Genomic DNA, 23,326 nt, shown 5'->3' with positions numbered 1-23,326 from the left:
TCATCATAGGTTTTGCGCTGTACAAGTCAAATAGTTTGTACAAGTTTTTTGATGAGGTTATTGCCAGCCCATTTTCCAGCGCTCGGCATCTTGCAGGCTTTGCCAGGTCAGGCGTTCTCCGCGCCGGGTCAAGACGGCTTGCAGTTCAATCTCCAGTACGTTGTCTTCTTCATCGCGAAACAACTCGGTGACCAGGAAATGTTTTTCCTTGTTTCGCGGGTGGGTTGCTGTCCATTTGGAGAGCAACAGTTTTGTTGGATTGATGCGGTTCATTGCAGGTGTCCGAGCAAGCGCCGCGCGGCTTCCTGGCCGCTTAGCCACGCGCCTTCGACCCTGCCTGACAGGCACCAGTCGCCACACACGTACAGGCCCAGGTCGGCATCCGCCAGTACTCCCCATTCATGGCTGCCCGCCGGGCGGGCGTACAGCCAGCGGTGGGCGAGGCTGAAGGAGGGCGCCGGCATGCTGCAATGCAGCAATTCGGCAAAGGCGCCGTGCAGCAATTCGATGATGGCTTCCTTGGGCAGGTCCAGGTGCTGTTTGCTCCAGGCACTGGTGGCGTGCAGGATCCAGGTATCTGGCGTGGCGTCACGCCCTGGTTTGCTGCGGTTGCGGGCCAGCCAGTCGAGGGGGCTGTCTTGTACAAAGCAGCCTTCCATCGGCGTATCCAGCGGCGTGTCGAAGGCCAGGGCAATGGCCCAGGTCGGGTCCATTTTCACCCCGGCTGCCGTGCTCGCCAGTTTCGGCGCCGCGGCCAGCAGGGCCGTGGCCTGGTGCGCCGGGGTGGCAATGATTACGTGGCTGAAGGGGCCATGGTTGCCACCGTCGGCGTCCAGCAGGTTCCAGTGTTGCTGGCCCTGGAACACTTCGGTGATACGGCAGCCGAACTCCACCGGCAGGTCGTCCAGCAGTGCGCGGGTGATGGCGCTCATGCGCGGGGTGCCGACCCAGCGGGTCTGCTCATCGGGAGAAGGGCTCAGTTGGCCGGATTGGCAGTTGTAGAGTTGCGGTTCCCACTCGGCAACCCAGCCATTGGCTTGCCAGCGTTGTACTTCATCGACGAAGCGTCGGTCGCGGGCGGTGAAGTACTGCGCGCCAAGGTCCAGTGTGCCGGCCTCGCTGCGCTTGCTGGACATGCGCCCGCCACTGCCGCGGCTTTTATCGAAGAGTTGTACAGCGTGCCCGGCATCTTTTAACGCTCGGGCGGCCGAAAGTCCGGCGATGCCGGTACCGATGATCGCGATGGGAACAGTCATGGGAGGCCTCGTTTTACCTTTGGGTACAGACTACGCCGACACCAATAGCTGTACAATATTGTTTTTTGGTATAAGTTTCGGCATGCCTTAACGTGTGGCGTGGCCTATGGTTAAACGTAGGTCGCGCCCGATTAAAAAGATCCCTGCTTATAAAATAGACCAGCGATGCTCGGCCAACGTTACAGGAGGAAGATCTCATGCATATTTTGCTGACCGGCGGTACCGGTCTGATCGGCCGCCAGCTTTGCCAGTACTGGAGCGCCCAGGGGCATCAGTTGACGGTATGGAGCCGCAATCCCGCGCAGGTCGCCACCCTGTGCGGTGCGCAGGTGAAGGGCGTTGCCCGTTTGCAGGATGTAACGCAGCCGGTGGATGCTGTTATCAACCTGGCCGGCGCGCCGATCGCCGACCGGCTCTGGACCCATAAACGCAAGGCATTGCTGTGGAGCAGTCGGATCAGCCTGACGGAAACCTTGCTGGCCTGGCTTGAAGGCCTGGCGGTAAAACCTGCGGTGTTGATTTCCGGGTCGGCGGTGGGCTGGTATGGCGATGGCGGTGAGCGCGAGCTGACCGAAGCCAGCGGCCCGGTGCTGGACGATTTTCCCAGCCAGTTGTGCATTGCCTGGGAAGAAACCGCCCAGCGCGCCGAGGCCTTCGGCCTGCGGGTGGTGCTGGTGCGTACTGGCCTGGTGCTAGCGGCCGAGGGCGGCTTTTTGTCGCGGTTGTTACTGCCCTTTAAACTGGCGCTGGGCGGGCCTATCGGTAACGGTCGGCAGTGGATGCCGTGGGTGCATATCAAGGATCAAATCGCCCTGATTGATTTTCTTCTACACAAACCTGACGCCAGCGGTCCTTATAATGCCTGCGCGCCCCAGCCGGTGCGTAACCGCGAGTTTGCCAAGACCCTGGGCCAGGTGCTGCACCGCCCGGCGTTTATGCCGATGCCGGCGTTTGCCTTGCGGGTGGGTTTGGGCGAGTTGTCCGGCCTGTTGCTGGGCGGGCAGAAGGCGCTACCCGAGCGGTTGTTGGCCGCCGGTTTCACTTTTCAGTTCACTGAGTTGCACGCGGCCCTGGACGACTTGTCCAGCCGCCTCTAGAGATAGGATGTTGCATGACGGATCACGCGTTGTTACTGGTCAACCTGGGCTCGCCGGCGTCCACTTCGGTGGCCGATGTGCGCAGCTACCTCAATCAGTTCTTGATGGACCCGTATGTGATCGACCTGCCATGGCCGGTGCGGCGCTTGCTGGTGTCGCTGATCCTGATCAAGCGTCCCGAGCAGTCGGCCCACGCCTACGCCTCGATCTGGTGGGACGAAGGCTCGCCGCTGGTGGTCCTCAGTCGCCGCCTGCAGCAGCAGATGACCAGCCAATGGACCCATGGCCCGGTGGAACTGGCGATGCGTTATGGCGAACCGTCGATTGAAAGCGTGCTGACCCGCCTGGCCGGCCAGGGCATCCATAAGGTCACGCTGGCGCCGTTGTATCCACAGTTTGCCGACAGCACCGTGACCACGGTGATCGAAGAAGCGCGGCGGGTGGTGCGCGAGAAGAAACTCGACCTGCAGTTCTCGATCCTGCAACCGTTCTACGACCAGCCGGAATACCTCGATGCCCTGGTGGCCAGTGCCAGGCCGCATTTGCAGCAGGATTACGATCACCTGCTGTTCAGCTTCCATGGCCTGCCGGAACGCCATCTGAATAAACTCAACCCCGGGCATTCCCTGGACGGTGCGGGCGACTGCTGCGCCAATGCGTCGCCTGAGGTGCGTACCACCTGTTATCGCGGGCAATGCTTCAGCGTCGCCCGCGACTTTGCCGCGCGCATGGGCCTGCCTGAGGGTAAATGGTCGGTGGCGTTCCAGTCGCGCCTGGGCCGGGCGAAGTGGATCGAACCCTACACCGAGGCCCGCCTGGAGGCCCTGGCTCAGCAGGGGGTGAAGAAGTTGCTGGTGATGTGCCCGGCGTTTGTCGCCGATTGCATCGAGACCCTGGAGGAGATCGGTGATCGCGGCCTGGAACAGTTCCGCGAAGCCGGGGGCGAGGAGTTAGTGCTGGTGCCGTGCCTCAATGATGATCCGCAGTGGGCGGCGGCACTTAACACCTTGTGCGAAAGAGCGCCCGTCAGCCTCTAATGTGGCGGCTTGTACGGGAGCTGGCTCCCATACAAGCCAGTTCCCACATGGCTTCAGCGGGCTTTACTCGTGATGGGGCTGGCCAAGAAAGGTCAGTGAGCTGAACAGCGCTCGGATGTGGACCTCGCCGTTATCTTTGACCGGCACTTGTGCCTGCGCCGCAATCACATTCAGCGCTTCATTGCGCACCAGTACCTGGGCCCGGCCATCCTTGTCGGTCTCGGTACTCAAGGTGTTCGGCGCGCTGCGGTAGTCGCCAATCAACTTGATTCCGGCGGCGGGCTTGCCGTCGATCAGCACCCGTACAGGCAGCGATTGGCCTGGGCCGACGGTCAGCGGGTCGACTTCGGGCACGATCACCATCCTCAACTGATCCAGCTTGGGCAGTTTTGCCCCGGCCTGATAGATCGCCAGGCTGTACTTCAGGGCCTGGGTCGTTTCGACGGCGCCCGGCACCTGGCTGTGGCCCTTGTTCACCCATTTCTTGTCTGGGGTTTGCGTCCACAGGCCGTTATCAAACGCCACGGCCAGCACCGCAGGAGATTTGAGCGGTTGCAGGCGCGCCTGGTCGTCCAGGCGTTGTACGGTCACCGGGATCATCCGGCCACTGGCGTCATAGGCCCAGGCGCCGCTGACTTTCCTGGCCTTGAAGGCTTCGTCTTCGGCACCGTGGCCATAGACCACCTCGATATGCCCCCGGCGTTGCTCGGTCCACAGACCGTGGGCCGATACCTGGGTGGCGAATAGCAGGCCGAGCACGGCCAATGATTTGAGCGCTTGCATGGTGAGGTCCTTTTACAGATTGAGGGTCAGGCTGACGGTGAAGTTGCGCGGCTCTCCGGGTGTTACCCAGTAGTTGCTGTAGGAGCGCTCGTAGTACTTTTCATCGAACAGGTTGTTGAGGTTCAGGCCCACGGTGAGGTTGTCGCTGGCCTTGTAATGGGCCAGCAGGTCGACCGTGTGGTAGGCCGGCAACTCGAAGCTTTTACCGGCCTCGCCCGAGCGGTCGCCGACGTAGGTAAAGGCCGCGCCCAGATCCGAGCCCCGCAGGGCGCCATCCTGGAACTCATACACGCCCAACAGGCTGCCACTGCGCTTGGCCACGCCAGGGACGCGGCTGCCGGTGGGGATGTCTTTGTCACCCTTGGTCACTTGCGCATCGATGTAGGCCAGGGCACCAATCACCCGCACAGCGTCAGTCAATTGCCCGCTCAGTTGCAGGTCAACCCCCTGGCTGCGGGCCTTGCCAATGGCGCGCTTGAGGTCGGTGGCCGGGTCGGTGGCCAGGGTGTTTTCTTTATTGATATGGAAGGCGGCGACGGTGGCGCTCAGGCGGTCGTCGAACAGCTCTGTCTTGATACCGACTTCATAACCAACGCCTTCTTCGGGCTCGAGGAATTTACCGGCTGCGTCCAGGTCACTTTGCGGCTTGAACGAGGTACTGGCGTTGGCAAACAGCCCCACCTGCGGGGTCAGTTGATACAGCAGGCCGGCCCGCTGGGTCATGACATCGTGGGTTTTCTGGCTCTTGGCGCCGTTGCGGGTGAAGTCCTCTGAGCTTTGCTCGACGTGCTCCAGGCGCACGCCCACCAGGCCGCGCAGGCGGTCGGTAAATACGATCTGGTCTTGCAGGTTCAGCGCCTGGCTTTTCACCTGGGTGAAAAAATCAGTGCCCGTGGGCTTGCCATTGGGCTTGGGCTGGCCATAGACCGGTTGGTAGATATCAATCGGGTAGCTGCCGGCGATGGCGGTCACCCGTTCTTTCTTGCGGTAGTCCTCGTACTCGGTGCCGATCAGCAATTCATGCTGCCAACTGCCGATATCGAACAGACCGCGCAGCTCCAACTGGGTGATGCTGTCGTGCCAACCCGTGGAGCGTTCGCGGTAACGGCGGTTGACGGTATGCCCATCGGCATTCAGCGGGCGGCTTTCCGAGGCGTGGCCCCAGAGGCTGCCTTGTTTGTAATGGCTGGCCAGGCGCAGTTTCCAGGCATCGTTCAAGTGATGCTCGAGGGTGGCTTGCAGGCGGTTATTGTGGTTGTCGATATCGCCGTCGTTGGGCTCGCCGAGGAAGGTCGAGCGGGACATGCCGCTCCAGCGGTCATTCGGCGCGACGATGCCCCGGTCGAACGTTGAGCTGTGGCGCACGAACTCACTTTCCACCAACAGGCTGGTGTCCGGGTCCAGTTGCCAACTGAACGAAGGGGCGACAAACACCCGCTTGCTCTGCACGTGGTCACGAAAGCTGTGGTTGTCTTCCACTGCCAGATTGACCCGCGACAGCACATTGCCTTCGCTGTCCAGCGGGGTGTTGATATCGACGGCGGTGCGGTAGCGGTCCCAACTGCCGGCGCTGGTCTGCAGGGTGGTAAAGGCTTCGGCTTGGGGCTTTTTGGTGACGATATTCACGGTGCCGCCGGGATCGCCACGGCCATAGAGACTGGCGGCGGGGCCCTTGAGCACTTCGATACGTTCGATATTGGCCGTGTCCGGCGTGCTCGGGTAGCCACGGTTGGCGCTGAAACCATCCTGGTAGAACGCCGAGGTGGTGAAGCCGCGAATACTGTATTCGTAAAGGGTCAGGCCACCGAAGTTGTTCTGCTTGGACACCCCGCCGGCAAACTCCAGGGCGCGCTCGACGTTGTTGCTGCCCAGGTCCTTGAGCACTGTGGTGGGGATCACGCTGATTGACTGTGGGATATCCCGCAGGGCGGTGTCGGTCTTGGTCCCGCTGGCCGAGCGGGTCGCACGGTAACCCGTGACCGGGCCGGTAGCGGATTCATACGCCTCGCCGGTGATGCTGGTGGTGCCCAGTTCAAGGGTGTTGGTGTCTTCTGCAAACACCGGGTCCACCAGCAATCCCAGGGCGAGACCGGCCAGGGGCGCAAACTTTCGAGACGTCATGGTCTAACATTCCAATATCAATATTGAAATAATATAACATTACTATTGAGAGTGTATCTCTTTAAGGATCGCCCTTTATTCCTGCTCTTTCACCGGGGCGGGCGGCGGGCGCAGGCCCACTTCGGCCAGCAGCTTGATCTCTTTGCCGTTGCGCATCACCTGGATCGCGACCTTTTCCGTCGGTTTGATCCGCGCCACCTGGTTCATCGAACGGCGACCATCGCCCGCCGGTTCACCGTCGATGCTGAGGATCACATCGCCCACCTGCATCCCGGCTTTCTCCGCCGGGCCGCCGCGCAGGATGCCGGCAATCACGATGCCTGGGCGCCCGGTCAGGCCAAACGACTCCGACAGCTCCTTGGTCAGCGGTTGCACTTCAATCCCCAGCCAGCCACGGATCACCTGGCCGTGCTCGATGATCGACTTCATCACTTCCATCGCCAGCTTCACCGGGATCGCAAAACCGATGCCCTGGGAGCCGCCGGACTTGGAAAAAATCGCCGTGTTGATGCCGGTCAGGTTGCCATTGGCGTCCACCAGCGCGCCGCCGGAATTGCCCGGGTTGATCGCCGCGTCGGTCTGGATAAAGTCTTCGTAGCTGTTAAGGCCCAACTGATTACGCCCGGTGGCGCTGATGATGCCCATGGTCACGGTCTGGCCGACGCCGAACGGGTTGCCGATCGCCAAGGCCACATCACCGACCCGCAGGCTTTCGGAGCGGCCGATGGTGATGGAGGGCAGGTTCTTCAGGTCGATCTTCAGGACCGCAAGGTCGGTTTCCGGGTCGCTGCCCACCACCCGCGCCAGGGTTTCGCGGCCATCGCGCAGGGCCACGACAATCTGGTCGGCCCCGGTGCTTACATGGTTGTTGGTCAGGATGTAGCCTTCGGGGCTCATGATCACCCCGGAGCCGAGGCTCGACTCCATGCGGCGCTGCTTGGGCGAATTGTCACCGAAGAACCGCCGGAACTGTGGGTCTTCAAACAGCGGGTGCGCCGGTTTATTGATGACTTTGGTGGTGTATAGGTTGACCACTGCGGGCGCAGCGACCACCACCGCATCGGCGTAGGTCACCGGGCCTTGTTGCACCGCGCTGGTTTGCGGTGCCTGTTGCAGGTTGACGTCCAGGCTTGGCAGGCCGACCCATTGCGGATAACGCTGAATAATCAGCATCGCGATCAGCACGCCGGCCAACAATGGCCATCCAAAAAAACGCAGCGCCTTGAGCATCAAGTAAGTCCTGACAGGTTGCAGGGGGCGCGGGAGCGCCCATAATGTCGCGCATTATACGAGGCCGCGAGCGCCTCTGAACGGGATATTTAGGAGTCTTTTATGGCCGTCGCCCTGAGCACCCTGGTTGAAGAAGCGGATCGCTACTTGAACAGCGCGAAAATTGCCGATTACTGCCCCAATGGCCTGCAGGTCGAAGGCCGGCCGCAGGTGTTGCGCATTGTCAGTGGCGTGACTGCCAGCCAAGCGCTGCTCGACGCGGCGGTGGAGGCCAAGGCCGACCTGGTGCTGGTGCATCACGGTTATTTCTGGAAAGGCGAGAGCCCGTGCATCACCGGCATGAAACAGCGCCGCCTCAAGACCCTGCTCAAGCACGACATCAGCCTCCTGGCCTACCACCTGCCGCTGGACCTGCACCCGGACGTGGGCAACAACGTGCAGTTGGCCCGCCAGTTGGACATCACCGTCGAAGGCCCGCTGGACCCGGACAACCTCAAGGTCGTCGGCCTGGTCGGCTCCTTGGCCGAGCCCCTGTCGGCACGGGATTTCGCCCGCCGTGTGCAGGAAGCCATGGGCCGCGAGCCGCTGCTGATCGAAGGCAGCGCGATGATCCGCCGCGTGGGCTGGTGCACCGGCGGCGGCCAGGGCTACATCGACCAGGCCGTGCTGGCCGGGGTGGATTTGTACCTCAGCGGCGAGGCCTCGGAACAGACTTTCCACAGTGCCCGGGAAAACGACATCAGCTTTATCGCCGCCGGCCATCATGCCACCGAGCGTTATGGCGTGCAGGCCCTGGGCGATTACCTGGCCCGGCGCTTTGCCCTCGAGCACCTGTTTATCGACTGCCCCAACCCGATCTAAGCCTCCCCACAGGCCCGTCATTGCAGGCAAACCGAGCGGTATATCCATATACCGTTTCGATCTAGCCAGCTCCCTGAATAGAAGCAGGTGCTGTGCTAGCATGCCTCGCTCGAACACGGCCCGCAGGCCGTCCATAAGATCGTTTTTCCGTGAGTAGCCATGGTCGACAAACTGACGCATCTGAAACAGCTGGAGGCGGAGAGCATCCACATCATCCGTGAGGTTGCCGCCGAGTTCGACAACCCCGTGATGCTCTACTCCATCGGCAAAGACTCCGCCGTGATGCTGCATCTGGCGCGCAAGGCATTCTTCCCGGGCAAGCTGCCGTTTCCGGTGATGCATGTGGACACCCAGTGGAAATTCCAGGAAATGTACAAGTTTCGCGACCGCATGGTCGAGGAACTGGGCCTGGAGCTGATCACTCACGTCAACCCGGACGGTGTGGCGCAGGGCATCAACCCGTTCACCCACGGCAGCGCCAAGCACACCGACATCATGAAGACCGAAGGCCTGAAACAAGCCTTGGACCAGCATGGTTTCGACGCAGCCTTCGGCGGCGCCCGTCGCGATGAAGAGAAATCCCGCGCCAAAGAGCGTGTGTACTCGTTCCGCGACAGCAAGCACCGCTGGGACCCGAAAAACCAGCGCCCGGAGCTGTGGAACGTCTACAACGGCAACGTCAACAAGGGCGAGTCGATCCGCGTGTTCCCGCTGTCCAACTGGACCGAGCTGGATATCTGGCAGTACATCTATCTGGAAGGCATCCCCATCGTGCCGCTGTACTTCGCCGCCGAACGTGAAGTGATCGAGAAGAACGGCACGCTGATCATGATCGACGACGAGCGCATCCTCGAGCACCTGTCCGACGAGGACAAAGCCCGCATCGTCAAAAAGAAAGTCCGTTTCCGTACCCTTGGCTGCTACCCGTTGACGGGCGCGGTGGAGTCCGAAGCCGAGACGCTGACGGACATCATCCAGGAAATGCTCCTGACGCGAACTTCCGAGCGCCAGGGCCGTGTCATCGACCACGATGGTGCAGGCTCGATGGAAGATAAAAAACGTCAAGGTTATTTCTAAGGGGCTGTCATGTCGCATCAATCTGATTTGATCAGCGAGGACATCCTCGCCTACCTGGGCCAGCACGAACGCAAGGAAATGCTGCGCTTTCTGACCTGTGGCAACGTCGACGACGGCAAGAGCACCCTGATCGGGCGCCTGCTGCACGACTCCAAGATGATCTACGAAGACCATCTGGAAGCCATCACCCGCGATTCGAAGAAAGTCGGCACCACCGGTGACGATATCGACCTGGCTTTGCTGGTCGACGGCCTGCAGGCCGAGCGTGAGCAGGGCATCACCATTGATGTGGCCTACCGCTATTTCTCCACCGCCAAGCGCAAATTCATCATCGCCGACACCCCCGGTCATGAGCAGTACACCCGCAACATGGCCACCGGTGCGTCCACCTGTGACCTGGCGATCATCCTGGTGGATGCGCGCTACGGCGTGCAGACCCAGACCCGTCGCCACAGCTTTATCGCCTCGCTGTTGGGCATCAAGCACATCGTCATCGCGATCAACAAGATGGACCTCAACGGTTTCGACGAGAGTATCTTCGAGTCGATCAAGGCCGACTACCTGAAGTTTGCCGAGGGCATTGCGTTCAAGCCGAGCACCATGGCCTTTGTGCCGATGTCGGCGCTCAAGGGCGACAACGTGGTGAACAAGAGCGAGCGTTCGCCGTGGTACACCGGCCAGTCGCTGATGGAGATCCTCGAAACCGTCGAGATCGCCAACGACCGCAACTACACCGACCTGCGTTTCCCGGTGCAGTACGTCAACCGCCCGAACCTGAACTTCCGTGGTTTCGCCGGCACCCTGGCCAGCGGCATCGTGCACAAGGGCGACGAAGTGGTGGTGTTGCCGTCGGGCAAGAGCAGCCGCATCAAATCCATCGTCACCTTCGAAGGTGAGCTGGAGCACGCAGGCCCAGGCCAGGCCGTGACCCTGACCATGGAAGACGAGATCGACATCTCCCGTGGCGACCTGCTGGTGCATGCCGACAACGTGCCGCAAGTGACCGACGCCTTCGACGCCATGCTGGTGTGGATGGCCGAGGAGCCGATGCTGCCGGGCAAGAAATACGACATCAAGCGTGCTACCAGCTACGTGCCGGGTTCCATCACCAGCATCGTGCATCGTGTGGATGTGAACACCTTGGAAGAAGGCCCAGCCAGTGCCTTGCAACTGAACGAGATCGGTCGGGTCAAGGTCAGCCTCGACGCGGCGATTGCCCTGGACGGTTACGCCAGCAACCGCACCACCGGCGCCTTTATCGTGATTGATCGCCTGACCAACGGCACTGTGGCCGCGGGCATGATCATCGCACCACCGGTCAGCCATGGCAGCGCGGCGCAGCACGGCAAGCTGGCCCACGTGGCCACCGAAGAGCGCGCCCAGCGTTTCGGCCAGCAGCCGGCCACCGTGTTGTTCAGCGGCCTGTCGGGCGCAGGCAAGAGCACCTTGGCCTATGCAGTTGAGCGTAAATTGTTCGACATGGGCCGTGCGGTGTTTGTGCTCGATGGCCAGAACCTGCGCCATGACCTCAATAAAGGTCTGCCACAGGACCGAGCCGGGCGTACCGAGAACTGGCGGCGTGCTGCTCACGTGGCGCGTCAGTTCAACGAAGCCGGCTTGCTGACCCTGGCGGCCTTCGTGGCGCCGGATGCCGAGGGCCGTGAACAGGCCAAGGCGTTGATCGGCAGTGATCGTTTGCTGACCGTGTACGTGCAGGCCTCGCCGTTGGTGTGTGCCGAGCGTGACCCGCAAGGCCTGTATGCTGCGGGTGGGGATAACATCCCTGGTGAGTCGTTCCCGTACGACGTGCCGTTGAATGCCGACCTGGTGCTCGACACCCAGGCCCTGTCGCTGGACGACAGCGTCAAGCAAGTGCTGGAGCTGTTGCGCCAGCGCGGCGCGATCTAAACCTCGCTGCCACAAAAAAGCCCGCCACCGATCACTCGGTGGCGGGCTTTTCACATTCTTCAGGTTGACACAGTCAGTGTGGGAGCTGGCTTGCCTGCGATGGCAGTGGTTCAGGCAATGCACTTACATCTGACAGACCGCTATCGCAGGCACGCCACACACAGGTTGATCACCGATTGCCTGGGTACTCGATGTGAAGCCGGCTCAACAGGGCATCCTTGTCTTCCCACAACTGGTTGATCCAGCCCTGGAACGCCAACCGATACTCCCCATCCTGTTCATAATTCTTGCCAATGAACTCGGCCGGGATCTGCACCTCTTCAAACTGCACCACCACGTCTTTTACATTGCCGCACAGCAAGTCCCAGAACCCCGGGCGCCCGCCTGGGTAGTGGATAGTCACATTGACCAGTGACTTCAGTTGCTCGCCCATGGCATCCAGTACAAACGCAATGCCGCCGGCCTTGGGCTTGAGCAGGTAGCGGAACGGCGATTGTTGCTGGGCATGTTTGCCAGGGGTAAACCGCGTGCCTTCGGCAAAGTTGAAAATACCCACCGGGTTGTCGCGAAATTTCGCACAGGTCTTGCGGGTGGTTTCCAGATCCTTGCCTTTCTTCTCCGGGTGTTTCTCCAGGTAGGCTTTGGTGTAACGCTTCATGAAGGGGAAGCCCAGCGCCCACCACGCGAGGCCAATCACCGGTACCCAGATCAGCTCTTGCTTGAGGAAAAACTTCAGTGGGCGGATCCGTCGATTGAGCACGTACTGCAACACCATGATATCGACCCAGCTCTGGTGGTTGCTGGTCACCAGGTACGAGTGCTGGTAGTCCAGGCCTTCCAGGCCCTTGAGATGCCAGCGGGTGCGGCACACCAGGTTCATCCAGGCCTTGTTATTGCTGATCCACGCTTCATGGGTGTGGTTCATCAACCACTCGCTGAAGCGTTTGGCGAACGGCAGCGCCTTGAACAGCGCGACGATAAACAGGAATGAACACAGCAGGATGGTGTTCAACGCCAGCAGCAGCGAGGCAATGACCCCACGCAGGGGGGCAGGCAGAAAGTCCAGCATTTAGGCATCCATAGGTCGGTTGGCGGCTTGAATCGCGGTCAGGGCGATGGTGTAGACGATATCGTCCACCTGGGCCCCACGGGGCAGGTCGTTTACAGGTTTGCGCAGGCCTTGGAGCATCGGGCCGAGGCTGACGCAATCGGCACTGCGCTGCACGGCTTTGTGGGTGGTGTTGCCGGTGTTGAGGTCGGGGAACACAAAGACCGTGGCCTTGCCCGCCACCAGGCTGTTGGGCGCCAGTTGCCGGGCGACGTTTTCGTTGGCGGCGGCATCGTACTGCAAGGGGCCATCGATCAGCAGCGAGCTTTGTTGTTCGTGGGCCAGCAAGGTGGCCTCGCGGACTTTCTCCACTTCTTCGCCACTGGCCGAGTCACCACTGGAGTAGCTGATCATCGCCACGCGCGGGGTGATGCCGAAGGCGGCGGCCGAGTCGGCGCTCTGCAGGGCGATTTCCGCGAGTTCCGCGGCGCTGGGGTGCGGGTTCATCACGCAGTCGCCGTAGACCAGTACTTGTTCAGGGAACAGCATGAAAAACACCGACGACACCAGGGTGCAGCCCGGCGCGGTCTTGATCAGTTGCAGGGCCGGGCGGATGGTATTGGCGGTGGAGTGGATGACCCCGGAGACCAGGCCGTCCACTTCATCCAGCGCCAGCATCATGGTGGCGATTACCACGGTGTCTTCCAGTTGCTGCTCGGCCATCGGCGCGTTGAGGCTTTTGCTCTTGCGCAGGGCCACCATCGGCTCGACATAGCGCTCGCGAATCAGGTCGGGGTCAAGAATCTCCAGGCCTTCGGGCAACTCGATGCCGTGGGCGCGGGCCACGGCTTCGACGTCAGCCGGCTTGGCCAGCAGCACACAACGGGCGATGCCCCGGGCCTGGCAGATGGCGGCGGCTTGCACGGTCAGCGGCTCGCTGCCCTCGGGCAGCACAATGCGCTTGTTGGCGGCCTGGGCACGCTGGATCAACTGGTAGCGGAACACTGCCGGCGACAGGCGCATCTCCCGTGGCGTACCGCAACGCTGGTGCAGCCAGCGCGCGTCCAGGTGGCTGGCGACGAAATCGGTGATGATCTCCGCACGTTCGCGGTCATCAATCGGGATTTCCTTGTTCAGGCTGTTGAGTTGGTTGGCGGTGTCGTAGGAGCCGGTGCTCACCGACAGCACCGGCAGCCCGGCCTGGAACGCACCACGGCACAGATCCATGATCCGTGGGTCGGGCAGGGTGTCGCTGGTCAGCAGCAGGCCGGCCAGGGGCACGCCATTGATCGCGGCCAGGCTGACGGCGAGGATGATGTCGTCGCGATCCCCCGGCGTCACCACCAGCACGCCGGGCTTGAGCAGCTCCACGGTGTTGCGCATGGTGCGGGCGCAGATGATGATTTTGCTCATGCGCCGGGTTTCATAGTCGCCCGCATTGAGCACTTGTGCGCCCATTAGGTCGGCCACGTCGCGAGTGCGCGGGGCGTTGAGCTCGGGCTGGAACGGGATACAGCCCAGCAAGCGGAAATCGCCACTGCGCAGTAACGGTGAATGCTCCTTGAGGCGCGCGGCGAAGACTTCCATGCTTTCGTCGGTCTGCACTTTGTTCAGAATCACGCCCAGCACTTTCGGGTCTTTCGGGCCGCCGAACAGTTGCGCCTGCAATTCCACGCGGCCGGACAGTTCGGTCAGCACTTCGTTTTCCGGGGCCGAGACGAGGATGACTTCGGCATCCAGGCTTTTCGCCAGGTGCAGGTTGACCCGTGCGGCATAGCTGGCGCTGCGGGTCGGCACCATGCCCTCGACAATCAGCACGTCCTTGCCCACGGCGGCCTGCTGGTACAGGGTGATGATTTCTTCGAGCAACTCATCGAGCTGGCCATCGCCGAGCATCCGCTCGACATGGGCCAACCCCAGGGGGTGCGGCGGTTTCAGGCCGTGGGTACGCGCCACCAGCTCGGTGGAACGCTCAGGCCCGGTATCGCCGGGGTGCGGCTGGGCAATCGGTTTGAAAAAGCCGACTTTCAGCCCGGCCCGCTCAAGGGTACGCACCAGCCCAAGGCTGATGGAGGTCAGACCCACACCAAAATCGGTGGGCGCGATAAAAAAAGTCTGCATGCGAATTCTCTGAAGGTGCATGGCTTCGGTGGTGCGCTATGGCTGCGCGCCGACCGGGAATCAGTTGCCAAGGGTATCGTTATCCGGGCGCTGCGCACACCAGCCACAGGCAAAGGGCTGGCCTATTTTTGCCAGGCGTTGCGCCGGATCAATCACCCAGCCCCTGGATTGCCAGGGCGGCTGGTGGCGCAGGTGCTGCGTATGGCCGCAGGACAGCGCGGCGACCCAGTGGCCGTCTGCGTCCTGGTGAAATCCGACGACCGTCGAGTCACTGGATCGACTCCGTCTGTCCGGGTTGTGTTCGCTTTCGGGCAAATCCTTGTTTAGACTTGTCCGTTCTTCATTCTTATGCAAAAGGTCTCGCCCCATGCCGATCGCCGCCAACAAGGCTGTCTCCATTGACTATACCCTGACCAACGACGCTGGTGAGGTCATCGACAGCTCCGCCGGCGGCGCGCCGCTGGTCTACCTGCAAGGCGCAGGTAACATCATCCCGGGCCTGGAAAAGGCCCTGGAAGGCAAAGAGGTTGGTGATGAACTGACCGTTGCCGTAGAACCTGAAGATGCCTACGGCGAGTACTCGGCCGAACTGGTCAGCACCCTGAGCCGCAGCATGTTCGAAGGCGTCGACGAACTGGAAGTGGGCATGCAGTTCCACGCCTCCGCTCCGGACGGCCAAATGCAGATCGTGACCATCCGCGACCTGGACGGCGACGATGTCACCGTCGACGGCAACCACCCGCTGGCAGGCCAGCGCCTGAACTTCCAGGTCAAGATCGTTGCCATCCGCGACGCTTCCCAGGAAGAAGTTGCCCACGGCCACGTACACGGCGAAGGTGGTCACCACCATTGATTGACGGGCCACGTCCAGTCAGTTGAAAAGAAAGGCGCCTTCGGGCGCCTTTTTTGATTGGCGGCTATTCTTGCCGGCTGGGCGGCTGTAATCTCGAATGGCCGTTACACAGAATATGGGAAATCTGGAGTTCGTCATGAGTGCTTTCCACGACCTTAAACTCACAGCCCTGGATGGTCAGGAGCTGCCTCTGACGCCCTATAAGGGGCAAGTCGTGCTGGTGGTCAATGTCGCCTCCAAGTGTGGACTGACCCCGCAGTATGCGGCGCTGGAAAAACTTTATCAGCAGTACAAGGGCCAGGGTTTCACCGTGCTGGGCCTGCCGTGCAATCAATTTGCAGGCCAGGAGCCCGGGACCGAAGACGAGATCCAGGCGTTTTGCAGCCTCAACTATGGCGTGAGCTTTCCCCTGGGCAGCAAGCTGGAGGTCAACGGTCCCGATCGTCATCAGTTGTACCGCTTGCTGGCAGGTGAGGGCGCGGAGTTTCCAGGGGATATCACCTGGAACTTCGAGAAATTCCTGCTGGGCAAGGATGGGCGGGTGCTGGCGCGTTTTTCCCCACGTACCGCGCCTGATGATCCGAGTGTTATCCAGGCCATCGAAAAGGCCCTGGCCTGATTTGGCGCTGTGGTGAGGGGGCACGCCCCTTTGCCACAAGTCGATGTATCCTCCCGCTTTTGCACCTTAATCACCGCAATCAATAGTGCTATCCAGTGCGGTCTGCACTCCATATTATCCGCATCATAAAACCCCTTTCATGCGGAGTGCTGCCATGCCTGTCCAAGCCTTGTTCAAACCTTTCCAGCTCGGTGCACTGCAATTGCCGACCCGCGTGGTCATGGCGCCGATGACCCGTTCGTTTTCCCCCGGTGGCGTACCCAATTCCAAAGTCATCGAGTACTACCGCCGTCGCGCGGCGGCCGGCGTTGGCCTGATCATCACAGAGGGCACGGTGGTGGGCCACCAGGCTTCCAACGGCTATCCGAATGTCCCGCATTTCTACGGTGAAGCGGCATTGGCCGGCTGGAAGAAAGTGGTCGACGCGGTGCATGCCGAGGGCGGCAAGATCGTCCCGCAACTGTGGCACGTTGGCAGCGTGCGGCGCATAGGCACAGAACCCGATGCCAGCGTGCCGGCCTATGGCCCGATGGAAAAACTCAAGGACGGCAACGTGGTGGTCCACGGCATGACGGTCCAGGATATCCAGGCGGTGATTGCTGCCTTCGCCCAGGCCGCCAAGGATGCCCAGAGCATCGGTATGGACGGCGTGGAGATCCACGGTGCCCACGGTTACCTGGTCGACCAGTTCTTCTGGGAAGGCAGCAACCAGCGTACCGATGAATACGGTGGCAGCCTGGCCAATCGCTCCCGGTTCGCCATCGAGTTGATTCAGGCCGTGCGGGCAGCGGTAGGTCCCGAGTTCCCGATCATTTTCCGTTTCTCCCAATGGAAGCAGCAGGATTACACCGCGCGCCTGGTGCAAACGCCCGAGGCACTGGGTGAGTTTCTCAAGCCGTTGTCGGACGCGGGTGTGGATATTTTCCACTGCTCCACACGGCGTTTCTGGGAACCGGAGTTTGAAGGCTCCGAGCTGAACCTGGCGGGCTGGACCCGCAAGCTCACTGGCAAGCCGACCATCACTGTGGGCAGCGTGGGCCTGGATGGCGAGTTCCTGCAGTTCATGGTCAATACTGACAAAGTGGCGCAGCCGGCGAGCCTGGAAAAACTGCTGGAGCGCCTGAATAACGATGAGTTCGACCTGGTGGCCGTTGGTCGTGCGCTGCTGGTCGACCCGGATTGGGCGCTGAAGGTCCGTGAAGGCCGTGAGGGCGATATCTTGCCGTTCAGTCGTGAAGCGCTGATGACCTTGGTGTGACGCTCAGGATGAGCCGGCTTGCCCGGCTCATCCCCATGCTTTAGCTGCGGCTGAAGGGCGGGCTATCCACCCTTGGCGGTGTTCGGAGCGTACATCAAGGGGCGCGATGCAACCTCGGGCGGTAGCGGATTATCCACCCTTGGGGCGGAAGTAAGCGGCTCAAAGGGGCGGGACTCTGCCTTAGGCTGACCCGAGCTGACTTGGCTGGGTGAGTGTGAGGGCTCTTGCGACGATATCCCCAACTGCCGCCGAAGTTGATTGCGCTGCGCTTTTTCCTGCACGGCTGTTTGATCAGGGAGGTCTGCCTCATGTGTGAGTCGATTGAATCGGTCACTGTTCAGCAGTTTCTGCTCGTCGGCGGTGAAGGGTTCGATGTCTCTGCCGTGCTTTTGCCATAAATGATCATACTGCGCGGGATCCTTCTGGCCGTTGTTCGGGGGGATGGCTGAGGTCGGTAAAGGGTTGGTGTTGATTAACATGGTTAAGACTCCATCGCATGATTGTCTGCGCAGACCTGCACGAGCCTGAATCTGCAGCCCTATCTGTATGGCGCTAGAGGGCTGATGGTTCCATGTCTAAAGTAACTGGATATACCTCACACCAGGCGCGAGCTGCCTGTATCGACAGGTTCCTCACCGCACACGCTGCGCAGTTGGTGCTCGAACTGCTCGATAATCGCCGGCCAGCCCTGGCGACTGGCATGTTGGCGGGCATTCAGGCGCATCCGGCGCAGACTCTCGGGTTCTTCCAGTAACCAACTGGCGGCATCGCAAAATGCCTCCTCGTCACCCGGCATCGCCACGGCACCACTGTAGCCATGGCGGATATGCTGGGTGGCGGCCGCCTGGTCGTAGGCCACTACGCCCAATCCGGAGGCCATGGCTTCCAGTACCACGTTGCCAAAGGTCTCGGTGAGGCTGGGGAACAGAAACAAGTCCCCTGACGCATAGTGCCGGGCCAGTTCCTCGCCGCGTTGCGTGCCGCAGAAAATCGCCTCGGGGAGGCTCTTTGCCAGTGTCTCCCGCTGTGGCCCGTCACCGACCACGATCAGCTTCAAACGACGCTGTGGATAAGTGGCTTGCAACCCCTCGAAGCAGCGTTTGAGCAAGCCGAGGTTTTTCTCTGGCGCCAGGCGTCCGACATGCAAGATCGCAATATCGTCATTGCCCAGGCCCCACTGCCCACGCAAGGTGTTGTCACGCCTGGCCGGGTGGAACAGTTGGCTGTCGACCCCGCGCGACAACAGGTCCAGGCGCTCGAAGTGGCGGCGTTCCAGTTCCAGGCGCTGGCTGACGCTGGGCACCAGGGTCAGGCTGGAACGGTTGTGGAACCAGCGCAGGTAGTGGGTCAGGATGCGGCTGAGCATGCTTAGGCCGTACTGGCTGGAATACTGCTGGAAGTTGGTATGGAAACCGCTGACCACGCTGATCCCCAGGCGCCGTGCCGCGCGCAAGGCCGACAAGCCCAGCGGGCCTTCGGTGGCAATGTACAGCACGTCCGGACGCTGGCGTTTCCAGCGCCGCAGCAGTTTGTGCATCGAGGACTGGCCCCATTGCAGGCCGGGATACCCTGGCAGAGGCCAGCCGCGACACAACAGTAGGCCGTCGTCGCTGAGGCGGCTCAAGTCGCCACCCTGGCGCGGGCGCACCAACTCCACCTGATGCCCACGGGCGCGCAGGCCGTCACACAGGCGGCCAAGGGTATTGGCCACACCGTTGATTTCCGGTGGGAAGGTTTCGGTGATCAGGGTGATATTCAGGGAAGCTGTCGTCATGCAGCCAGTGTCGGCGCGGGCCATGTCGTCATTGTGTCATCGCAATGACGGATTTATGACGACAGGCCCGGTACTGGCTTAGTTGAACGGCGCAGGACGCGGGGTCTTGGCCGAGGACGGTGGCAGGATCGGCAGCTTGAAGTCCGGCTGGTCGCCGGTCAGGGTGTCGAGGAATGCGACAATCTGGCTGACCTCATCGGTGCTCAGCTTGCGCCCCAGTTGCAGGCGGGCCATCACGTCCACGGCTTCGCTGAGGTTCCAGTAGGCACCGTCGTGGAAGTAGGGGTAGGTCAGGGCGACGTTACGCAAGGTCGGTACCTTGAACATCATCCGGTCCTGATCCTTGCCGGTCAGGCCCGCCACGCCCTGGGCCGGGTTCTGGGTGGCATAGGGTTCGACCATGCCCATTTTCTGGAAGGTGCTGCCACCGACCGCTTCGCCGTTATGGCACGCCACACAGCCGATGCTCTTGAACAGCTGGTAGCCCTGCGCCGCAGTGGCGCTGATGGCTTTTTTATCGCCCAGCAACCAACGGTCGAATGGGGCGTTGGGGGTGACCAGGGTTTCTTCGAAGGCCGCAATGGCATTGGTCACATCGTCGAACTTGATGCCGTCATCGCCATACACCTTCTTGAACGCCGCCTGGTATTGCGGGATCGAGCGCAGTACGTCCACCGCCAGGTCGTGGGTAAAGCCCATCTCGCCGGGGTTGGCGATCGGGCCGCCGGCCTGCTCCTGCAGAGTCGCCGCGCGCCCGTCCCAGAACTGCGCGACGCTCATGCTCGAGTTGAGCACCGTCGGCGAGTTGATCGGGCCCTGGTGCCAGTTATGGCCGATGGAGGTGGGCAGGTTGTCGCTGCCGCCCATGCTCAGGTTGTGGCACGAGTTGCAGGAAATAAAACCGGACTTGGACAAGCGCGGGTCGAAGAACAATTGCTTGCCCAACTCGACTTTGTTGGCATCGGTGATCTTCGCCGGTTGCACCGGCAAGATGGGTTCATTGGCGGCGGTCCCCCCAGGCCTCGCCGCCCAACATCAATCCGAACATCAGCATTAACGGTCTGTACACGGTGTGCTCCCCACAGGCTTATAGTTTTAATAACCATGTGCTCTGTATGGGCAAATCGCCATGATCCAGGTCAATCGAACAGGTTAGGGCTTTTGCGCCAGCATCGTTTCGGCGCCGCGCTCACGCACCCAGAACAACGTGGCCCCGGCCACCGCCGCCGGCATCATCAGCAGGTTGACCACCGGCACCAGCAACACCAGGTAAACAATCCCGCCGAAGCTCATGCTCTGCCAGCGCTTCTGGCGCAGCCAGGCGAGCATCTCGTTCCAGCCCAGCTTGTGGTTGTCCGCCGGGTAGTCGATGTATTGGATCGCCATCATCCACACCCCGAACAGCAGCCACAGCGGTGCGGCAATCAGGTTGACCACGGGGATGAAGGACAGGATAAACAGGCCGATGGCCCGGGGCAGGAAGTAGCCCAGCTTGCGCATTTCCCGGGCCAGGGTGCGCGGGACCATGGCGAACAGCTCGGCCCAGCTGAAGGCGGGGAAATCATCGGTACCGCGCACCACCACTTCGACTTTTTCCGCGAGGAAGCCATTGAAGGGCGCGGCGATGATATTGGCGAGCATGGTGAAGCTGAAAAACACCATAAAGGCCACCAGCAGCACAAACAGCGGCCACAGGATGTAGCTGAGGAAGCTCAGCCAGCTGGGCAGTGTCGGCATCAAGGTGTCGACCCACAGGCTGAACTGATGGCCAGCAAAATAAATCAACCCGACGAACAGTATCAGGTTGATCGCCAGGGGCAGCAGGACGAACAGGCGCAGGCCTGGGCTCAAGACCAGTTTCAGGCCTTCACGCAGGTATTGTGGGCCTGACAGAACGGGGGCGGGCATGGAAAACTCCGGGCAAAAGGGTAAACGCGCCGACCTTACCGGCTTTGCCGGTAGGGTGAAAGCACGGTCAGCAAGCCGACATTAACGGTAACAAACATGTTGATTAATAGGTGCCACAGCATAGAGACCGCCTATGAGCTGGATTGTTAATCCGTATTTCCTTAATCTTGCCCCCCTCTATACGCTGCACCCATTATTTTTAGGGCCTGCGAGTTAAAAAGCCTTCCCCAAGTGCTTCGCGGTCCTTTTTTATTCCAGCCGCTCTGTAGTCCGGGCGGTCGATAGGAGTGAGTCATGTCTGATACCCGTCATTCGCGAGTGATTATTCTCGGTTCCGGCCCTGCCGGTTACAGCGCTGCGGTCTACGCGGCCCGGGCCAACCTCAAGCCGTTGCTGATCACCGGCATGCAGGCGGGTGGTCAGTTGACCACCACCACTGAAGTCGACAACTGGCCGGGCGACGTCCACGGCCTGACCGGCCCGGTGTTGATGGAGCGCATGAAAGAGCACGCCGAGCGTTTCGAGACCGAAATCGTCTTCGACCATATCAATGCCGTGGACTTCTCGAAAAAGCCCTACAGCCTGACCGGCGACAGTGGCGTCTACACCTGTGACGCGCTGATCATCGCCACCGGCGCCAGCGCCCGTTACCTGGGCCTGCCATCGGAAGAAGCGTTCATGGGCAAGGGCGTTTCCGCCTGCGCGACCTGCGACGGGTTCTTCTACCGCAACAAGCCGGTGGCTGTGGTCGGTGGTGGTAACACCGCTGTCGAAGAAGCACTGTACCTGGCCAACATCGCCAGCACCGTGACCCTGGTTCACCGCCGCGAAACCTTCCGCGCCGAGAAGATCCTGATCGACAAGCTGCACGCGCGGGTTGCCGAAGGCAAGATCATCCTCAAGCTCAACGCCACCCTGGATGAAGTCCTGGGCGACAATATGGGTGTGACCGGTGCGCGCCTGAAAAACAACGACGGCAGCTTCGACGAGCTGAAAGTCGACGGCGTGTTCATCGCCATCGGCCACACTCCGAACACCTCGCTGTTCGAAGGCAAGCTGACCGCCAAAGACGGTTACCTGGTGGTGCAGGGCGGCCGTGAAGGCAATGCTACCGCGACCAACATCGAAGGCATCTTTGCCGCTGGCGACGTGGCTGACCACGTCTACCGCCAGGCCATCACCTCGGCCGGCGCCGGCTGCATGGCGGCCCTGGATGCCGAGCGTTACCTCGACGGCTTGAAAGACGCTGCTTTCTAAACCGTTGCAATGAAAAAACCGGCTGCGAGGCCGGTTTTTTTATGGGCGCGATTCAAGCAACGCCAGAGTACAGACGTGTTAACCCGATCAGCGACGGCTCAAGGGCTGGGCGCCGAACTTCACACCCGCCAACCCATGCTCGATCAACGCGCGGATATTGCCGTGATCTGTGCCCTCAGGCGTCGCCAGCACCGAACGATAGTGCTCACCAAACGCCAGCAGGGCCTCTTGGTCGCTCAAGCCTTCCAGCAGCGCCAGGCCCAGGGTCTTGCACGAGCCCTCGTTTTGCCCGGCGGCGTTTTCTACGCCACCGTTGGTGAAGGCCTGGGGCTGGTAGTCGTAGCCGGCAGCGATAAACGCCAGGGTGTCGGCAAAGACGTGTGCGCCGCTGTTGAGGCTGGCGCGCAGGGTGTTCAGGTCAGTCATGGGGTTTTCCTTTGGCAAACGCCGCTTGTTGTTCGGCGCTGGCTTCTTGCTGGTATTGGGCTTTCCACTCGGCGTACGGCATGCCGTAGACCACTTCGCGGGCGTCATCGAGGCTGACCTCGATCTGGCGTTCGTCGGCTTCGGCCTTGTACCACTTGGACAGGCAGTTGCGGCAGAACCCGGCGAGGTTCATCAGGTCGATGTTCTGTACGTCCTTGCGGCTGTCCAGGTGTGCGACCAGCCGGCGGAAGGCGGCGGCTTCGAGTTCCAGGCGTTGTTGATCAGTCATGGGGTTCACGCAGATTCAGGGGGTTAACGGCTGGCTGCCAGGGTGATCGACACCGACTCGGCAAAACGCAGCGCATGGGGCTTGTCGACTTCGACTTCGGCATACAGCACCGACTCATTGCTCATCACCAGGTCCAGCAGTTCCTGGGTCAGGCGTTCGAGCAGGGCAAAGCGGTTGCCTTCGACGTGGGCGATGATGGCCTTGGTGATGGTGCGGTAGTTCAAGGCGTGGTCAATGTCGTTATCGCGCACCGCGTCTTGTGCGGCATACAGGATGGTCAGGTTGATCAACACATCCTGCTTGTTGAGGATCTCCTCCTCGTTGATGCCAATAAAGGTGCGCAGACACAGGTCCTTGACCCGGATGCGCGCCATACCTGGTTGAAGTTGTGGCATTGCTACTT

24 protein-coding genes are annotated in these 23,326 nt (G+C 61.2%); 9 read left to right on the top strand and 15 right to left on the bottom strand.

The window, feature by feature from the left end; genetic code table 11:
• Positions 1-57: 57 nt before the first annotated feature.
• Both HBR94_RS12135 and HBR94_RS12130 read right to left on the bottom strand, forming a co-directional pair.
• Positions 58-273, bottom strand: coding sequence for a TIGR02450 family Trp-rich protein (locus tag HBR94_RS12135; protein WP_057437771.1), 216 nt, complete (start codon positions 271-273; stop codon positions 58-60).
• Positions 270-1,256, bottom strand: coding sequence for an NAD(P)/FAD-dependent oxidoreductase (locus tag HBR94_RS12130; RefSeq protein ID WP_057437773.1), 987 nt, complete (start codon positions 1,254-1,256; stop codon positions 270-272). The genes HBR94_RS12135 and HBR94_RS12130 overlap by 4 nt, the downstream gene beginning before the upstream one ends.
• Before the next feature lie 197 nt (positions 1,257-1,453).
• Here HBR94_RS12130 and HBR94_RS12125 point away from each other — a divergent pair, with 197 nt between their 5' ends.
• Both HBR94_RS12125 and hemH read left to right on the top strand, forming a co-directional pair.
• Positions 1,454-2,353, top strand: a complete 900-nt coding sequence (locus HBR94_RS12125; protein WP_057437775.1) for a TIGR01777 family oxidoreductase — start codon at positions 1,454-1,456, stop codon at positions 2,351-2,353.
• Between the two features lie 14 nt (positions 2,354-2,367).
• Complete coding sequence (gene hemH / locus HBR94_RS12120) at positions 2,368-3,390, top strand: ferrochelatase (protein ID WP_057958311.1); 1,023 nt, start codon at positions 2,368-2,370, stop codon at positions 3,388-3,390.
• Between the two features lie 63 nt (positions 3,391-3,453).
• Here hemH and HBR94_RS12115 read toward each other — a convergent pair whose 3' ends face one another.
• From HBR94_RS12115 to algW, 3 genes are all read right to left on the bottom strand, one after another.
• On the bottom strand, positions 3,454-4,173 hold the full coding sequence (locus HBR94_RS12115; RefSeq protein ID WP_057958312.1) for a DUF4198 domain-containing protein: 720 nt from the start codon (positions 4,171-4,173) through the stop codon (positions 3,454-3,456).
• Positions 4,174-4,185: 12 nt separating this feature from the next.
• Positions 4,186-6,294 (bottom strand): TonB-dependent receptor, encoded by a 2,109-nt coding sequence (locus tag HBR94_RS12110; protein ID WP_170044855.1) that lies wholly within the window; start codon positions 6,292-6,294, stop codon positions 4,186-4,188.
• Between the two features lie 75 nt (positions 6,295-6,369).
• On the bottom strand, positions 6,370-7,524 hold the full coding sequence (algW, locus tag HBR94_RS12105) for a Do family serine endopeptidase AlgW (RefSeq protein ID WP_057437778.1): 1,155 nt from the start codon (positions 7,522-7,524) through the stop codon (positions 6,370-6,372).
• Positions 7,525-7,626: 102 nt separating this feature from the next.
• Between algW and HBR94_RS12100 the strand changes: the two genes are divergently transcribed.
• The 3 genes from HBR94_RS12100 (at position 7,627) to cysN (ending at position 11,370) form a co-directional block, all read left to right on the top strand.
• Positions 7,627-8,385 (top strand): Nif3-like dinuclear metal center hexameric protein, encoded by a 759-nt coding sequence (locus tag HBR94_RS12100; protein ID WP_057958314.1) that lies wholly within the window; start codon positions 7,627-7,629, stop codon positions 8,383-8,385.
• 159 nt (positions 8,386-8,544) lie between these two features.
• A complete protein-coding gene (gene cysD, locus HBR94_RS12095; protein WP_057437780.1) occupies positions 8,545-9,462 on the top strand; it encodes a sulfate adenylyltransferase subunit CysD in 918 nt (305 codons plus the stop codon).
• A 9-nt stretch (positions 9,463-9,471) separates the two neighbouring features.
• Positions 9,472-11,370, top strand: coding sequence for a sulfate adenylyltransferase subunit CysN (cysN, locus tag HBR94_RS12090; protein WP_057958315.1), 1,899 nt, complete (start codon positions 9,472-9,474; stop codon positions 11,368-11,370).
• A 169-nt stretch (positions 11,371-11,539) separates the two neighbouring features.
• Here cysN and HBR94_RS12085 read toward each other — a convergent pair whose 3' ends face one another.
• The 3 genes from HBR94_RS12085 to HBR94_RS12075 are packed head-to-tail and all read right to left on the bottom strand — an operon-like array spanning position 11,540 to position 14,938.
• Complete coding sequence (locus HBR94_RS12085; protein WP_170044854.1) at positions 11,540-12,439, bottom strand: acyltransferase; 900 nt, start codon at positions 12,437-12,439, stop codon at positions 11,540-11,542.
• Positions 12,440-14,539: a phosphate acetyltransferase gene (gene pta, locus HBR94_RS12080; protein ID WP_169960578.1), complete on the bottom strand. Its 2,100-nt coding sequence runs from the start codon at positions 14,537-14,539 to the stop codon at positions 12,440-12,442.
• A gap of 60 nt (positions 14,540-14,599) precedes the next feature.
• Entirely contained in the window at positions 14,600-14,938 is a 339-nt protein-coding gene (locus HBR94_RS12075) for a DUF3565 domain-containing protein (protein ID WP_081044174.1), read from the bottom strand.
• Here HBR94_RS12075 and HBR94_RS12070 point away from each other — a divergent pair.
• The 3 genes from HBR94_RS12070 (at position 14,907) to HBR94_RS12060 (ending at position 17,269) form a co-directional block, all read left to right on the top strand.
• Entirely contained in the window at positions 14,907-15,392 is a 486-nt protein-coding gene (locus HBR94_RS12070; RefSeq protein WP_017476012.1) for a peptidylprolyl isomerase, read from the top strand. The two genes, HBR94_RS12075 and HBR94_RS12070, sit on opposite strands and share 32 nt — an antisense overlap.
• Before the next feature lie 136 nt (positions 15,393-15,528).
• Positions 15,529-16,011 carry a glutathione peroxidase gene (locus HBR94_RS12065; protein ID WP_057958318.1) on the top strand — a complete coding sequence of 161 codons (483 nt, stop codon included), beginning with the start codon at positions 15,529-15,531 and terminating at the stop codon, positions 16,009-16,011.
• A gap of 154 nt (positions 16,012-16,165) precedes the next feature.
• Positions 16,166-17,269: an NADH:flavin oxidoreductase gene (locus HBR94_RS12060; RefSeq protein ID WP_057437784.1), complete on the top strand. Its 1,104-nt coding sequence runs from the start codon at positions 16,166-16,168 to the stop codon at positions 17,267-17,269.
• 62 nt (positions 17,270-17,331) lie between these two features.
• Here HBR94_RS12060 and HBR94_RS12055 read toward each other — a convergent pair whose 3' ends face one another.
• From HBR94_RS12055 to cysZ, 4 genes are all read right to left on the bottom strand, one after another.
• Complete coding sequence (locus HBR94_RS12055) at positions 17,332-17,748, bottom strand: hypothetical protein (RefSeq protein WP_170044853.1); 417 nt, start codon at positions 17,746-17,748, stop codon at positions 17,332-17,334.
• 116 nt (positions 17,749-17,864) lie between these two features.
• Positions 17,865-19,043 (bottom strand): glycosyltransferase family 1 protein, encoded by a 1,179-nt coding sequence (locus tag HBR94_RS12050; protein WP_169960576.1) that lies wholly within the window; start codon positions 19,041-19,043, stop codon positions 17,865-17,867.
• A 78-nt stretch (positions 19,044-19,121) separates the two neighbouring features.
• On the bottom strand, positions 19,122-20,027 hold the full coding sequence (locus tag HBR94_RS12045) for a cytochrome-c peroxidase (RefSeq protein ID WP_346342841.1): 906 nt from the start codon (positions 20,025-20,027) through the stop codon (positions 19,122-19,124).
• 168 nt (positions 20,028-20,195) lie between these two features.
• On the bottom strand, positions 20,196-20,951 hold the full coding sequence (gene cysZ / locus HBR94_RS12040; protein ID WP_029295586.1) for a sulfate transporter CysZ: 756 nt from the start codon (positions 20,949-20,951) through the stop codon (positions 20,196-20,198).
• Between the two features lie 294 nt (positions 20,952-21,245).
• Here cysZ and trxB point away from each other — a divergent pair, with 294 nt between their 5' ends.
• Positions 21,246-22,208: a thioredoxin-disulfide reductase gene (gene trxB, locus HBR94_RS12035; RefSeq protein ID WP_057958322.1), complete on the top strand. Its 963-nt coding sequence runs from the start codon at positions 21,246-21,248 to the stop codon at positions 22,206-22,208.
• Positions 22,209-22,295: 87 nt separating this feature from the next.
• Here trxB and HBR94_RS12030 read toward each other — a convergent pair whose 3' ends face one another.
• Genes HBR94_RS12030 through folX form a run of 3 tightly spaced genes read right to left on the bottom strand, consistent with a single transcriptional unit; the run spans position 22,296 to position 23,318 of the window.
• A complete protein-coding gene (locus HBR94_RS12030) occupies positions 22,296-22,634 on the bottom strand; it encodes a HopJ type III effector protein (protein WP_057437794.1) in 339 nt (112 codons plus the stop codon).
• The gene (locus tag HBR94_RS12025; RefSeq protein WP_057437796.1) at positions 22,627-22,923 is read right to left on the bottom strand and encodes a DUF1244 domain-containing protein; all 297 of its coding nucleotides are present in this window, start codon (positions 22,921-22,923) and stop codon (positions 22,627-22,629) included. The genes HBR94_RS12030 and HBR94_RS12025 overlap by 8 nt, the downstream gene beginning before the upstream one ends.
• A 23-nt stretch (positions 22,924-22,946) precedes the next feature.
• Complete coding sequence (folX, locus tag HBR94_RS12020) at positions 22,947-23,318, bottom strand: dihydroneopterin triphosphate 2'-epimerase (protein WP_057437798.1); 372 nt, start codon at positions 23,316-23,318, stop codon at positions 22,947-22,949.
• Positions 23,319-23,326 lie beyond the last annotated feature (8 nt).

Origin of the sequence: Pseudomonas sp. WS 5412 (assembly GCF_012985615.1) — a bacterium.
Lineage (GTDB): Bacteria > Pseudomonadota > Gammaproteobacteria > Pseudomonadales > Pseudomonadaceae > Aquipseudomonas > Aquipseudomonas shahriarae.
Note: the sequence above shows the minus strand (reverse complement) of the source record. Positions and strands in the feature narration are given on the sequence as shown.

What these genes read in the sequence shown, in the direction of transcription:
- HBR94_RS12065 (WP_057958318.1), top strand. Translation starts at nt 15,529, where the DNA reads ATGAGTGCTTTCCACGACCTTAAACTCACAGCCCTGGATGGTCAGGAG.
- HBR94_RS12100 (WP_057958314.1), top strand. Translation starts at nt 7,627, where the DNA reads ATGGCCGTCGCCCTGAGCACCCTGGTTGAAGAAGCGGATCGCTACTTG.
- HBR94_RS12125 (WP_057437775.1), top strand. Translation starts at nt 1,454, where the DNA reads ATGCATATTTTGCTGACCGGCGGTACCGGTCTGATCGGCCGCCAGCTT.
- hemH (WP_057958311.1), top strand. Translation starts at nt 2,368, where the DNA reads ATGACGGATCACGCGTTGTTACTGGTCAACCTGGGCTCGCCGGCGTCC.
- HBR94_RS12025 (WP_057437796.1), bottom strand. Translation starts at nt 22,923, where the DNA reads ATGACTGATCAACAACGCCTGGAACTCGAAGCCGCCGCCTTCCGCCGG.
- cysD (WP_057437780.1), top strand. Translation starts at nt 8,545, where the DNA reads ATGGTCGACAAACTGACGCATCTGAAACAGCTGGAGGCGGAGAGCATC.
- HBR94_RS12110 (WP_170044855.1), bottom strand. Translation starts at nt 6,294, where the DNA reads ATGACGTCTCGAAAGTTTGCGCCCCTGGCCGGTCTCGCCCTGGGATTG.
- pta (WP_169960578.1), bottom strand. Translation starts at nt 14,539, where the DNA reads ATGCAGACTTTTTTTATCGCGCCCACCGATTTTGGTGTGGGTCTGACC.
- HBR94_RS12135 (WP_057437771.1), bottom strand. Translation starts at nt 273, where the DNA reads ATGAACCGCATCAATCCAACAAAACTGTTGCTCTCCAAATGGACAGCA.
- HBR94_RS12115 (WP_057958312.1), bottom strand. Translation starts at nt 4,173, where the DNA reads ATGCAAGCGCTCAAATCATTGGCCGTGCTCGGCCTGCTATTCGCCACC.
- HBR94_RS12050 (WP_169960576.1), bottom strand. Translation starts at nt 19,043, where the DNA reads ATGACGACAGCTTCCCTGAATATCACCCTGATCACCGAAACCTTCCCA.
- HBR94_RS12070 (WP_017476012.1), top strand. Translation starts at nt 14,907, where the DNA reads ATGCCGATCGCCGCCAACAAGGCTGTCTCCATTGACTATACCCTGACC.
- algW (WP_057437778.1), bottom strand. Translation starts at nt 7,524, where the DNA reads ATGCTCAAGGCGCTGCGTTTTTTTGGATGGCCATTGTTGGCCGGCGTG.
- cysN (WP_057958315.1), top strand. Translation starts at nt 9,472, where the DNA reads ATGTCGCATCAATCTGATTTGATCAGCGAGGACATCCTCGCCTACCTG.
- HBR94_RS12130 (WP_057437773.1), bottom strand. Translation starts at nt 1,256, where the DNA reads ATGACTGTTCCCATCGCGATCATCGGTACCGGCATCGCCGGACTTTCG.
- folX (WP_057437798.1), bottom strand. Translation starts at nt 23,318, where the DNA reads ATGCCACAACTTCAACCAGGTATGGCGCGCATCCGGGTCAAGGACCTG.
- HBR94_RS12075 (WP_081044174.1), bottom strand. Translation starts at nt 14,938, where the DNA reads ATGGAGACAGCCTTGTTGGCGGCGATCGGCATGGGGCGAGACCTTTTG.
- HBR94_RS12060 (WP_057437784.1), top strand. Translation starts at nt 16,166, where the DNA reads ATGCCTGTCCAAGCCTTGTTCAAACCTTTCCAGCTCGGTGCACTGCAA.
- HBR94_RS12055 (WP_170044853.1), bottom strand. Translation starts at nt 17,748, where the DNA reads ATGTTAATCAACACCAACCCTTTACCGACCTCAGCCATCCCCCCGAAC.
- HBR94_RS12085 (WP_170044854.1), bottom strand. Translation starts at nt 12,439, where the DNA reads ATGCTGGACTTTCTGCCTGCCCCCCTGCGTGGGGTCATTGCCTCGCTG.
- HBR94_RS12030 (WP_057437794.1), bottom strand. Translation starts at nt 22,634, where the DNA reads ATGACTGACCTGAACACCCTGCGCGCCAGCCTCAACAGCGGCGCACAC.
- trxB (WP_057958322.1), top strand. Translation starts at nt 21,246, where the DNA reads ATGTCTGATACCCGTCATTCGCGAGTGATTATTCTCGGTTCCGGCCCT.
- cysZ (WP_029295586.1), bottom strand. Translation starts at nt 20,951, where the DNA reads ATGCCCGCCCCCGTTCTGTCAGGCCCACAATACCTGCGTGAAGGCCTG.